General features: G+C 58.2%; 13 protein-coding genes. 11 read left to right on the forward strand and 2 right to left on the reverse strand.

Annotated features, from left to right (window positions below):
• Nucleotide 1 precedes the first annotated feature (1 nt).
• The 11 genes from ACW55A_RS15000 to ACW55A_RS15050 are packed head-to-tail and all read left to right on the forward strand — an operon-like array spanning nt 2 to nt 10,130.
• Nucleotides 2–2,173 (forward strand): phage tail tape measure protein, encoded by a 2,172-nt coding sequence (locus tag ACW55A_RS15000; protein ID WP_498811402.1) that lies wholly within the window; start codon nt 2–4, stop codon nt 2,171–2,173.
• On the forward strand, nt 2,173–2,490 hold the full coding sequence (locus ACW55A_RS15005; RefSeq protein WP_024642340.1) for a DUF2590 family protein: 318 nt from the start codon (nt 2,173–2,175) through the stop codon (nt 2,488–2,490). Before ACW55A_RS15000 ends, ACW55A_RS15005 begins: the two co-directional genes overlap by 1 nt.
• Nucleotides 2,487–3,656 carry a baseplate J/gp47 family protein gene (locus ACW55A_RS15010; RefSeq protein WP_498811403.1) on the forward strand — a complete coding sequence of 390 codons (1,170 nt, stop codon included), beginning with the start codon at nt 2,487–2,489 and terminating at the stop codon, nt 3,654–3,656. Before ACW55A_RS15005 ends, ACW55A_RS15010 begins: the two co-directional genes overlap by 4 nt.
• Nucleotides 3,653–3,922: a hypothetical protein gene (locus ACW55A_RS15015; protein ID WP_498811404.1), complete on the forward strand. Its 270-nt coding sequence runs from the start codon at nt 3,653–3,655 to the stop codon at nt 3,920–3,922. The genes ACW55A_RS15010 and ACW55A_RS15015 overlap by 4 nt, the downstream gene beginning before the upstream one ends.
• On the forward strand, nt 3,919–4,176 hold the full coding sequence (locus ACW55A_RS15020; protein ID WP_498811405.1) for a hypothetical protein: 258 nt from the start codon (nt 3,919–3,921) through the stop codon (nt 4,174–4,176). Before ACW55A_RS15015 ends, ACW55A_RS15020 begins: the two co-directional genes overlap by 4 nt.
• Nucleotides 4,177–4,184: 8 nt before the next feature.
• Nucleotides 4,185–6,527 carry a phage tail protein gene (locus ACW55A_RS15025; RefSeq protein ID WP_498811406.1) on the forward strand — a complete coding sequence of 781 codons (2,343 nt, stop codon included), beginning with the start codon at nt 4,185–4,187 and terminating at the stop codon, nt 6,525–6,527.
• Nucleotides 6,524–7,024: a hypothetical protein gene (locus tag ACW55A_RS15030; protein WP_183145907.1), complete on the forward strand. Its 501-nt coding sequence runs from the start codon at nt 6,524–6,526 to the stop codon at nt 7,022–7,024. Before ACW55A_RS15025 ends, ACW55A_RS15030 begins: the two co-directional genes overlap by 4 nt.
• A complete protein-coding gene (locus ACW55A_RS15035; RefSeq protein WP_455809745.1) occupies nt 7,014–7,946 on the forward strand; it encodes a hypothetical protein in 933 nt (310 codons plus the stop codon). Before ACW55A_RS15030 ends, ACW55A_RS15035 begins: the two co-directional genes overlap by 11 nt.
• Nucleotides 7,943–8,473, forward strand: coding sequence for a baseplate complex protein (locus ACW55A_RS15040; protein ID WP_498811407.1), 531 nt, complete (start codon nt 7,943–7,945; stop codon nt 8,471–8,473). The genes ACW55A_RS15035 and ACW55A_RS15040 overlap by 4 nt, the downstream gene beginning before the upstream one ends.
• The gene (locus ACW55A_RS15045; RefSeq protein WP_057443590.1) at nt 8,470–9,180 is read left to right on the forward strand and encodes a hypothetical protein; all 711 of its coding nucleotides are present in this window, start codon (nt 8,470–8,472) and stop codon (nt 9,178–9,180) included. The genes ACW55A_RS15040 and ACW55A_RS15045 overlap by 4 nt, the downstream gene beginning before the upstream one ends.
• Complete coding sequence (locus ACW55A_RS15050; RefSeq protein ID WP_455808548.1) at nt 9,153–10,130, forward strand: hypothetical protein; 978 nt, start codon at nt 9,153–9,155, stop codon at nt 10,128–10,130. The genes ACW55A_RS15045 and ACW55A_RS15050 overlap by 28 nt, the downstream gene beginning before the upstream one ends.
• Nucleotides 10,131–10,135: 5 nt before the next feature.
• Here the strand turns inward: ACW55A_RS15050 and ACW55A_RS15055 are convergent, their stop codons facing one another.
• Both ACW55A_RS15055 and ACW55A_RS15060 read right to left on the reverse strand, forming a co-directional pair.
• Complete coding sequence (locus tag ACW55A_RS15055) at nt 10,136–11,158, reverse strand: DUF262 domain-containing protein (protein ID WP_455808549.1); 1,023 nt, start codon at nt 11,156–11,158, stop codon at nt 10,136–10,138.
• An 8-nt stretch (nt 11,159–11,166) separates the two neighbouring features.
• Complete coding sequence (locus ACW55A_RS15060) at nt 11,167–11,727, reverse strand: hypothetical protein (RefSeq protein WP_455808550.1); 561 nt, start codon at nt 11,725–11,727, stop codon at nt 11,167–11,169.
• Between the last annotated feature and the right edge of the window lie 772 nt (nt 11,728–12,499).

The raw sequence follows: 12,499 nt of genomic DNA on the forward strand, positions 1-12,499 counted from the left end.
AGTGAACCGGGCGCTGGGTGACATGCGCGCCCTGGGCACAACCGAAGACGCGCTGGCCTCCTTGAACCGGACTGCCCTCGAATTCTCGATCACCTACGCCACCGGCGCCGCCGAGTTCGTGGCGTCGTCACGCGTCATCGATGGCGCGATCAAGGGCCTGGTCGGCGGCCAGCTGGCCACCATCACCAGTGCCAGCAACCTGTTGGCCAAGGTCACCAAGTCCGACGCCGAAACCACTGGCGCGTACCTGGGCACCATGTACAACCTGTTCAAGTCCCAGGCAGACAAGATGGGCCGGGTGGAATGGGCGCAGCAGCTGACCGGCCAGACCGCGCTGGCGGTGAAGCTGTTCCGCACCGACGGTGCCCAGTTGAAAGACGCCTTCAAGGAAGTAGGGGCGATCGCCACCCAGGCCGGTGTCAGCTTTGCCGAACAAATGGCGGTGGTCGGTACGCTGTCCAGCACCATGGAAGGCGGCGACGCCGGCGGGCGCTACAAGGCGTTTTTCGAAAACCTCAGCGCGGCTGCCGAGAAAACCGGCCTGAGCTTCACGGACGCCGCCGGCAATGCACTGCCCATGCTGCAGATCATGGACAAGCTGCAGGGCAAGTACGGCGACCTGACCAGCGCGGCTGCCGGCACCAAGCTGATGGAAGTGTTCGGCGGTGAAGGTGCCCAGGTGATCGGCGCGCTGGCCAAGGACACCGATCGCCTGCGCAACGGCATTGCCGAACTGGGCAAGGTCCGGGGCCTGGAGAACGCCGAGAAGATGGCCAAGGCCATGGTCGACCCCTGGGAGCAGTTTGGCAAAGCCGTCGAGGCGCTGCGCATCGCTTTCGGCCAGTCCCTGATTCCGACGCTGACACCGCTGATGGAGCGCCTGGTGGGCATTGCCAAGACCTTGACCCGCTGGACGCAGCTGTTCCCGAACATCACCCGCATCATCGGTATCACCACGCTGGTGGTCTTTGGCTTCATCGCCGCGATGTCGCTGCTTACCCTGGTAGTCGGTGTCAGCAAGATGGTCTGGCTGGGCATGCTCACCGTGTGGAAGCTGCTCACCTGGCAGGGCTTCAAATCGATCGCCATGTTCCTGTTCCACACGGTCATGGTTGCGGCTTTCGTGGTCGGCCTGATCGGGCTGTACACCTGGATGGCGATCGTGCGCGTCGGCATGTTGCTGTGGCAGGGCGCGATCTGGCTGGTCAACGCCGCCATGCTGGCCAACCCGGTGCTGCTGATCGTGGCCGGCATTGTCCTGTTGGCCGCTGCCGTGGTTGCGGCGGTCGTGTACTGGGACGATCTGTGCACGGCGCTGATGAACACCACCGCGTTCCAGTGGATCAGCGATCAGATGGCCAAACTGTCCAGCTGGTTCGACTCGATGGGCGGCTGGTCCGGTATCGCCAAAACTGCCTGGGACAGCATCCTGTCCACGGTGAAGGGCGCAATCAATGGCCTGATCGAGATGGCCAACAAGATCCCCGGTATCAACATCGAGACCACGTTTGGCGATTTGCCAGAGCCGCCGAACGTGCCCGATCTGCCTGGTCAGGTGGGCGCACCTGTACCGGGTCCACAACTACCGGCAGTGGTGACCACACCGCCAGTGGGCACAGTGCCGGGGGCGAAAGTCGCCTCGGCTGCGCAGACTCCCGCAAGTCAGTCACCCAAGCCCCTGGCTCTGGTACCGGCTGCCGTCGCTCAATCTGCGCGTGTGCAGGTTCCCGCACCTGCAGTTCAGGTCCAGCCGGGCCAGCCCATCAGCCTGCCGCAACCCAACGTGCTGCCCTTCAAACCGCTGCAGATGCCTGCTCCGCAGATCAGCCAGGCCGACCCGATCATGCTGCCGCCGGCATCGGCTGACCTGGCGTTTTCTATGCCGGCCAAAGCTGCTCTGCCAGAGCGCGTCGAGAAGGTCATCGAGCTGCCCGCCAAATCGGACAAGGGTATCGAGGCCCGCAAGGCGATCACCGCCAATACGTCGATCAGCCCCACCAAACCGCAGGCCGTCCCGAAAGGAGGACTGATGCAAAGCTTCCAGAACCAGAGCAACGCCATGAACCCCAACCAGCGCCCCGGCACCCACGTCGAGACAGTGAACATCAATACCTCCAAGCAGATGACCCCGCTGGAGCTGGAAAACATGATGGCCATGGCGGTGGGCGGCTGATGAGCGAATACGTAGATCTGTTGATCATGAACAATGACCTGGTACTCGATCCGGCCCGCCAGCCCCTGCTGGTGGATGACCGCGCCTCGATCGCCCAGGACATCGCGCACCTGATCCGCGAAAGCGGCCTGCTAATCACCCTGGTGGCCGAGCGCGACCGGTTGCGTCAGCGTGACTGCATTCAGCAGATGGAGCTGCTCGTCGAGGATGACGACCGCCTGGTACCAGGCACGGCGCAGATCGAGCAGACCCAGCCGGGTGTGTACCTGGTCACCGCGACCACCGTGAAGTTCGGTCAGGTGGAGATCACCCTATGACCGTCGACTTCAAAAAGGCGCTGGGTGATTCCGGCATTCCGACCACTGAGGCGCAGCTCAAACAGGCCTGGGAAAAGCTGGCCGTCGAGCAGGGCAGCACGCTGACCAACACCAGCGCGTACAGCCCGTTCTGGCGGATCATCACGGCGCTGGTCACCAAGCCGGTGCTGTGGCTGCTGGAGTTCGTCAGCGGTACGGTGCTGCCGAATTTCTTCGTCAAGACTGCCGGCGCGCAGTGGCTGGACATGCTGGCCTGGGCGGTGAACATCGAGCGCAAGGCCGCGACGGTGGCCGTTGGTGAACTGCTCTTTACCCGCGCCAATACCGGTGGCGAGCTGGAAGTGCCGATCGGCACTGTCGTTCAGTCACCGACCCTCAATGGTCATATCTACCAGTTGGTGACCACCGAACCGCGCAGTTTTGAAGAGGGCCAGAGCCAGCTGGTCGTACCGGTTAAGGCCGTGGGAGCCGGCAGCGGCTACAACCTGGCACCTGGTTATTACGCCGTGCTGCCTCAGTCGGTACCGGGCGTTGTCCAGGTTGTGAACAATACCGACTGGCTGCAGACGCCTGGCGCGGATTCCGAACATGACGACCAGTTGCGCCTGCGCGTGCGCAACCAGTTTTCGGCGGTCAACCAGTGGCACACAGATGCGGTGTACCGGGCGATCATCACCGGGTTTCCAGGTGTGGCAGCAGATGGCGTGTACTTCGAACACGGCGCGCCGCGTGGGCCAGGCAGCGCCAATGCCTTCGTGCTGTTCGACGCCGGCGTGCCCGCCGATACCTTCCTAGAGCAGATCAACACGCATATCCGCGATGGCGGCAACCATGGCCACGGCGACGATCTGCTGGCCATGGCCATGCCTGAAACCCTGCACGCGGTCAGCGTCAACGTCTGGCCGGTGGCCAACCTCACCGTGCTGCAGCTGCAGACGCTGCAGGCCGAGATCGGGTTGTTCATCCGCGCTGCGTTTCGTGAAAGCACCCAGAGTGACTACGCACCGACCCGCACGTTTCCTCAGTCGCGTTTCAGTTTCAGCCGGCTGACCGAAGAACTGCACGTCCAGTTTCCCAACATCAGCTCGCTGCGGTTCGCCAACAGCGACATCGTGTCGGCACTGGACATCCCTCGCATCAGCACCCTGGCGGTGGTCCTGCAATGATCAAGCTCAAGCTGCCGTTCTGGCTCGAAGGGCTGGAGCTGACCAAGCTGGTGACCACCGCCCAGCTTTGGTGGGAACAGGCCACCGAATGGCTGCGCTGGCCGTACCTGCAGTTCGACGCGGACACCTGTCACCTGTCCATTCTGGAGCTGTGGGCCTGGCAGCGCGACGTCACCCGGTTTCCCGCTGAACCTGAAGCCTGTTCCGGTTGCGGGTCAAGTACGCCTTTATCAACTCCGTGGACGCCGGCAGCACTGCCGGTTTGAAACGCATCCTGGAGCGCTTGGGCGTTGGCTACGTCGAGATCCAGGAACGCATGCCCGAACGCGACTGGGACGTCGTGTTGCTCACCCTGAGCGATTCCCAACTGTCCGAGAACCCCGACCTGTTGCGTGTGCTGATCCGTCAGTACGGACGTACCTGCCGCCGGTATGACTTCGTAACCATCACCCCGGTGCGGCTTGCTGTTGCCCTGGTGGATTTCAATGACGATCAGCAAACGCTGGTCGCCAGCCTTTAGGAGCCCTCATGGCTGCAAGTATCACCCTCGCCGGCGAAAAACTGATCGCCCAGAAACAAGCGGCCAACCTGCCGCTGACCGTGGCCCGCTTCGTGCTGGCCAACGTGCCAGGCCTCAATGTGAGCGGCCCGGTCAATCGCGCGGGCGTGAAGCCGCCAGCGGCCCAGATCGTCTACACCGCAAACATCACCCAGCAGGGCTACGTGAACCCTAACCAGGTGGTGTACAGCCTGCTGATGGGCACCGATATCGGTGACTTCGACTGGAACTGGATCGGCATGGAGACCAGTGACGACGTGCTGCTGTCGGTCGCCTACGTGCCGGTGCAACAGAAGCGCAAGAACATCCTGCCCGACCAAATTGGCAACAACGTCACGCGCAACTTCCTGGTGGTGTTCGACGGTGCCCAGCAGCTGACCGGCATCAAGATCGACGCCAGTACCTGGCAGTTCGATTACACCGCGCGCATGAAAGGCATCGATGAGCGCGAGCGCATCAGTAACCGGGACATGTTCGGGCGCGCCTGCTTTTTCGGCGCAGGCCTGCAGCTGCAGAAGGTCGGAAATGCCTACCAGCTCAATCCGGGCGTGGGGTATGTCGAAGGCGTTCGCCTGCAGCTCGATGCCGTGCTGCCTGTGACCGTGCCGGCAGTGCCGACCAAAGCGTGGCTGGATGTAGTGCTGCAGCGCGAGCTGAGCGACGTCGTGGCCTCGTTCAAAGTGGTGTTCGGCCAGGAAGCGAAGGTCGACTACACCGACAGCGCCTCGGCCAGGCACTACCTGGTGCCGTTGGCCGACATCACCGGCACCAGCAGCCTGGTCGACCTGCGTCCGATCGAGGCGATCGACAGCGAGCTGGTGAAGCACTTCGCTGCTCGGGTTGGGGACTATCCAGATCTGCGCGCCCGTGCCACGACCAAGGAAGACGTGGACTTGGGCAACCTGCCCAACGCGATCAGCGACGATCCGAACAGCAACAGCAGTGCCGTGCTGGCCACCACCAGAATGGTCAATGCCGTGCGCACGGCAATCAACCAGGCGATCGCGTCAATTGTTGACGGCTCGACTACCGTCGGCAGGGCCGTGCGTCTTGTTACGCCGCGAGCCTTTCGATTCAACGGTGCAGCCAGCGGCATCGGGACCTATGACGGCGCGAGTGATACCAATATCACCCTGACGCTGGCCGATAGCGGTGTAGCGGCAGGTACGTACACAAAAGTAGCCGTCAACCTGAAAGGCCTAGTCACCAGCGGCAGTAACCCGACAACGCTCGCCGGCTACGGCATCACCGATGCGTACAGCAAGGATGACGCTAACGGCAGTTTCGTGAAGCAAGGCGGCGGTCCTGACCAGAAGACCAACCGGATCAACATCGGCTGGACCGGCGCGATGCTCAAAGTAAGCGTCGACGGCAGCGACATGGGCAGGATCTGGACTGAAACGTCATTCAACCCCAATGACAAGGCCAACAAGGCTACTACGCTGGCCGGCTACGGTATCGCCGATGCCTACACCACTACTCAGGTCAACGACCTGGTGGGCAGACGGGTACTGGCTGACTCCATCGTTCACGCCGGTTTTGCCAGCAACAACACCGACTATCCGTACTTCCGTCGCATCTCTGATGACAAGGTCTACTACCTGCAGCCGCAGATTGGCTACACGCCCTTGCAGCAGGGTGGCGGTGCAGGCCAGAAGACCAACAAGGTTTATATCGGTTGGTCGGACGTGGGTCTGAAGTTGACGGTCGACGCCACAGATATGGGCCGAATCTGGACTGAGCAGTCGTTCAACCCCAACGATAAAGCCAACAAGGCTAATTCCATCGCCGGCTACGGCATCACTGACTGTTACACCGCTGCTCAGGTCAACGCGCTGGTAGCCGCAAGGGTCGCCGCCGACTCAATTACCACAGCGGGTTTTGCCAGTGACAACCCGGATTATCCGTATTTTCGACGTGCCTCGAACGGGGCCGTTCACTACCTGCAAAAACGCCTCGACTACACGCCCGTACAGCAGGGCGGCGGTGCAAACCAGGCAGGCAATCAGTTGCGACTGGGATGGGCAGCCAACGGAACAGGTGTTCGGGCGCAAGTGGATAACACTGACCTCGGCCTCTTGTGGGGCGAGCAAAACTTTTACCGGCCCGACAATAACAACTTCCTGGCGGTTTCTGTCACCGCGACTGAAGTGAGACTGCCCGCTGGCGGCACCTGGTGCTATTCGCTGATGCATTACTACTCGGGCGGTGCCGGGGTGATCGGTCGAAGTGGCCAGGCCGCTGGCGGGACAGTTATTTCATTCAGCGGCGGAAGCACCATTTACGGTTTCGCCTGGAGGTACGCAGCATGACAGACGTGACACTTGAAACCCCTGAAGAGGTCCTGCCGCCGATTTTCGCGGCTCCCGAAGAGCCAGTGGCTTTGGGCGTGTCCTTCTCCGAGGTGGCCACTAAAAACGATGGCTCGTTCGTGATAACCGTTGCTGGCAACCGTTGTCATGTTACCCAGGACTACAACCCGCCGCTTTACCAGGCTGTTGTCGACTATCTGGACGCCGGTGGCCACGCTACCGAGTACGCCGAGGACATCGTTGTCCAGGCCGACCCGGCGTTGCTGGCCAAGCTCTGGGTGGAGCTGCGTTTGAAAGTCTCGGACAACTTGGTATCGCAGTACCGCGATGCTCGCGATCTTGGCGGTGAACTGCCGATCACACCCGAGCAGTTCACCCAGCTGCTGACCTGGCGGCAGGCAGTGCGTGAATGGCCGCAGGTGCCTGGCTACCCAAAGGAAACCACGCAGCCGGTTACACCGGACTGGATCGAAGCGGTCGTGCTCGATGGCGAATGAATGGGCACCGATCAAACTGCAATGGCCGGTGCAGGCCACGCAGTGGATGGATCAAATGGCGGACGCTCGGGAGTTGATCCAGAGTGAAATGGTCATCACCGGCCAGCGCGTATCGACGCTGGCCGATATTGCCACCACCAGTCCTGGTCTGATCGCAGGGGCTGCGAAGTCCGCCATCAGTGCCGGACGTGATGCGTTGGTCGCGCAGTTCGAAAACATTCCGTCATGCATTGTGGTGACGCCGTTTCAGCACGGTGTAGGGCAGGGCAGCGGTGGTCACCAACGCTTTCTGTCTGCGCCCAACCTGCTGCAGCTGCTGGCCGACAAGTTGACTGACACGACCGACGCAGTCCGTCCGCAAGGTCAGCAGAGCGCCCTGGTACTGATATTCCTCGCCACGCGCCTGGACCAGCTCGCCGCGACGCTGGGGCGGTTCAACTTGGTGTTGCCTATGCCTGACCTGGTGCGCGCCGAGCGCCGTGCCGAACACCTGGCCAAGCTGGAAGTGGAAAAATGGATCATGCCGATCGCCGGGCAAATGCCGCTCTGGAGCCAGTTGCCGCTGCAGCGCTGCCCGATCACCAAGCTGGCCAGCCAGTCCATGGCCGGACAACTGGCGGTACTCGAAGGCTATGCCGCCGACAGCTCGCCCATGGCGGACCTTGCAGATCTGCAGGCGCGAAAGAAGGCGCAGGTACAAGAGCGCGAGCAGCAGCTGGCTGATCTGAAAGCCCAGTTCACCAACAGTGCCGACGACGTATCGATACAGTCCAGGATGCTGGGACCGGGTGACCTGGGCCAGCTGCGCCGCGAACTGCTCGAAGGCGAAGCACCTGGCCATGAATGGCCGCTGTGTGCCGGCGCGCTGCTGGTGGGATCTGCGGAGAGCCTGAGCTTTGTCCAGGAACTGGTGGGCCTATGACGCTGCTACTCAATGGCGAGCAGATCGTCGGCCACCGCATGAAGCTGACGGCCAACCTCAAGATCGAGGCCGACGAGCTGGGCGGCCAGACATCGGCTACCGACAAATCGCACAAGGGGTTCAAACCCAAGACGCTGACCGTCGCGCTGATAATCCCCTATAAGGCCCTCGAGGACTTACGCACAATCATGCGCCTGGCCGAGGCGACTGCAGGCGGTGGCCAACTGCAGACCTACCGCATCGTGAACGACACGGCCAAGGCCTTTGGGATCCGGCAGGTTACGTTCTCTGACGGGGTCAGCGCCCGTGAGGACGACACACTGGCCCAATGGATCGTCCAGTTCACCCTAAGCGAGAAGCTATCCAACCCGGAGAAGGTTGAGAACCGGCGCGCCGGCAACGGCGTCACGTCGCAGTCAGCACCAGGTGATGGTGTTGCGGGCAACGGATCGGGCACGCCCGAAGAGCTGACGGGCTTTGAGGCAGTGCTCAAGAAGGTGGACAGCTACCTGGGTGGCGCGTCATGAGTATGAAACTGCACAAGGTGCTGTCGATCGGCGGGACGGTCATGCCGCTGGTCAACGACGATGTCCGCCTTGACCTCAAGAGTCCGGGCCGCGCTACGTTCACGATCAAGGCCGGCGTTACCGTCAAAGGTTTGGTCACATTCGATATCGGCTACAACGAAGCGGTCCTGCAGCGTCATTTCATTGGCTATGTCGAGCGCTGCACTGCCACCAACGGCATCGAGCAGGTGGTGCTGTGCCGCGAGTTAGCCGCGGTGCTGGCCAACCCGTTGCCCATGAACCTGCGCCATGTAGATCTGCGCGCGGTACTGGCCGATATCGGCAGCAAGACCGGCCTGCGTTTCCGGGTTCCGGATCAGGCCTACACACGCGTCAAGACGCCGTTCTTCTACAACCTGGCCGCTGGTTACCAGGCACTGGACAGCATGGCGCGGGTGTTCGGCATCAAGGACTTTATCTGGCAGCAACAGGGTGACGGCGAGATCTACGTCGGTGCCTGGGCTGACAGTTTCTTCGGCGCTCGGTCGCCGTTGCAGTTGCCGGTGAACCTTTTCGACGGTTACCAGGGCAGCCAGAGCGCAATGATCGCGGCCTTACCGGGCCTGCGACCAGGTGTATCAATCAACCAGGGCGAGCGCATCACGAACGTGACGCTGGCCGGCACGCAGATGGCTATCAAATGGACGACGCAATCAAGCGCAGCGTAGAACGACAATTCCCTGAACTCACCGGCGGCTATCACTTGCCGCGCTTCGCCAAGGTGGTGGCCGTGGCGGATGCGCCGGCCAGCGCTGGACTGTGTGACGACTTCCGTCCGCGCTTCTCAGTCGACCTGCAGGTGATGGGGCCGGACGGCGAGATTGATACAGCACTGCCGGTATTGGCCGGTGTGCCGCTGCCTATGCCGGTCGGCGGTGATGAAATGGGTTTCTTTGCCTTTCCGGAGGAGGGCACTAGCGTGGTGGTGTGCTTTGCCTATGGCCTGCCACATAAGCCCTACATCCAGACCATCCTGCCGCACGGCCTGACCCTGCCGAAGGTGCCCAAGGGCGACCAGGTGTGGCAGCACAGTGACGCAGTGCAGCAGCGCGTCGACGCGGATGGCAACTGGTTGCGCAAGACTGACGGCAAGATTCAGGACCAGGCGATCGAGCGGGAAGTCGACGCCATGACGAACACCGAAAGCTTCCAGAGCCACACCAGGACGGTGGACGATCATTCGACAGAGTTAGTGGGTGGCGTGAAGAAGATCGAGGCTCTGGGAGCGCTAAAGCTGCTGTCAGGCGGATCCGCGAGCCTGGCGGCAGTGGATGACCTTCACCAAGCTACTGGTCGGGATCTGAACTTGGTGGTCGGCCAAAAGCACAACGCCACGGTGGGTGGCGACATGCACGAACGGATTCAGGGCTTGCGTCAGAGTGTGGCGGGAATAAATCAGGTTATGCGCGCGCCAAAGAGCTGGATCGGTTCCGAAGATCTGAATCTGTTTAAGGTGGTATGTGACGCCTTGGACCTACTTCAGGAAATGAACGCTCAATTGTCTAAGCACACACATTTGCCAAGTTCAAACCCCAGTCCGAATGATTCTTTGGGGTTTTCCGAAAAAGCCGGTCGCGCGGCGCTTTTAAGCGCCGCACTAAAGACTATAACTGGTTGAGGAATTTACGCTATGCCTTCAGCATTTTTGATGATGTCCCAGAATATCCTCTCTCTCTCTGCTCGCTTGGATTTGTCTGACGTCGATCGGGAAGAGACCTCCGCGTAAGAGGCGATCTCGGCATCGTTAGCATCAAAATCGTTATTTTTAGCACGAACTACGAGTTCAGTAAGCTTTTGTTTGACTTCTTGAATGTTTACAAAATACAGTCGGTCTTGCGTTGTGTTGTAATGTAAACATACTCCGAACAAAGAATGAAATACACCCTTCGATTTGAAGAGAGGCAGGTTTTCTTTATCTAAAATGGTTTTGACCAAGCCTATTGTTGAATTGAAAGCGTTCTCGCATTCCAATTCCATGGGAAACTCGTCGTCATATTCCGTATATGCAAGTTCCAGTAAGTCTTTTTTGTTGGTTACTCCGTATACCTGTCTCAATAGAAGTTCGCTTACATACTCAATGTCTAGCATTCTCCGGACGTCCCTAGCGGTAAAAAGCCCTATGCTTTGAAAGTAGGGATTATCCGCCAAACGCTCGGCTAGCTGTTTGAAGTGCCCAGTGTATCTAGCGTTTCTCAGCTCTTGATCATTAAGAACTATGTTGTTGGTGTTCAGTCGCGTAAAAATATTGCGAATTTCATCGTCGTTCGTTTTCCTTAAGAAACGGACAACAATTTTGTAATCCCAAAATAGCTCTTTCTGGTCAATATTTAAGTCTCTGAAGTATTGGCCCTTCCAGTTGTCATTTATTGGAAGTGAGAATATATTATCAATGAACTGCAGTATGGACGTTATCCTTTGCTGTCCATCGACAACGATGTGTTGTTGCTCTCCGGTTTCTGTGTCTGTCTGAACCTGCATGTAAACTTCAGGGAACGGCAGATTGCCAAGGATTGTGTCCATTAGTAGGGACCTTTCCTTATCCATCCAAACTGCCCTTCTTTGGAATTTTGGGCTTATCTGCAAGCTGTCGTCATTTTTAAGGCGGTTGAACCATGAAATGGTCTGCAAGCTAACTTCGTATTCCATAATTTTCCTTATATCTTTGCTGCGCGAATACCGCGCACATAGTAGTCAATTGTTTCGTCCATGTTGCGGAAATACATCATGTTTACAGTTCTATAGCCCACAGATATATCTGAGTATTTGTTTGTGATTTTTTCATATCTTTTACGTATTGACGAACTTAGTGACGGTACCCACTTGGGCGATACAAAACCAGAATAAACATTTTCTCCGTTTCTTCTTAATGCGTTTCGCGCGTCTACCCCTAGTGAATAATATTGATTTCGGTGGTAGGATCTTAATTCATCCCAGGTTTGTAGGTAGTGATCAGCGCAGATAATTGCTATATCGATATCTGAACTCGCACTAAATTCACTTAAGTTGTTTCTAGGATTTAGGCTGAATTTCCAGTTGGCAGAACCTACTATGGCGACTCGAAGCGCATTTTTGTGATCCTGTTTAATAATGTCCAAGTAGTCGCTGTAGTCTTTTGCGGACGCAAATGCATGTATTGAGCTCTTCAGTATGAAGTCTTCGGCAATTGCTCTTGGTGTTTGAGATCTAATAAGTTGCTTAAATTCTTGAAGTTTCATTTTTTGCGCCATCCGGTTTGCGCTTTATATGAGCCGACACTCAATGAGGTCGCTGCCATTCATAGCATACTTTAAGTGATTGTTGCAGCATAGATCGCTTGCGTCGAGAGCTTCGGTCAAGGAACCCCATTCAGAATTGCGCTTTTCTGCGCATGCACAAGAATGTCTAGAGCTCATCCAAAGGGTTTCGTCACTGCGTATAGTGAGGGTACCGGGATCTGACAGCTCATTCCTTTTGCGCTTTGGATCGTCTGCGAGCCCACGCTACTAAAGCATATCTTAATGAGCAACCGTTCTTATGAGTGTTGAACAAATATAGCCATTTCCCAATATCGCAGCGTTGGCAAATGCTGTATGCATGATCAGTATGTTGCGCGTTTGCTAGTGGATGATCGATTGAGAGGGCACTGAAAAACGATTCACTTATAAATCATCGAGCAAAGAAAACTCTTACTAAAAAGTACTTATCCCCCTCCCGCCGACGGGCTCTGCGTCCGTTTTTTGTGCAAATCCAGATGCGATGAAAGCAGTACTCCAGCCCAAGCCAGCCGCGGGGTTGCGCAGGGGAGCGGCAATTGCACAGCGTGCAAGGTTATGAAGAAAAATGTCATCGCCTTGCACAACGAACGAAAGGACCACGCCGGAGGGGCGAATCCTCGAAAGCCCGGCCAGACTGGATCGAAAATTGGAAAACCATGGGATGGGGCAGTTTTCTAAATCGACACTGGTTCCAAAACTGTGCATCAGGGGCGCGGTGGTTAGATCAGTTCCG

This window comes from Plantibacter cousiniae (nom. nud.), from assembly GCF_977070315.1.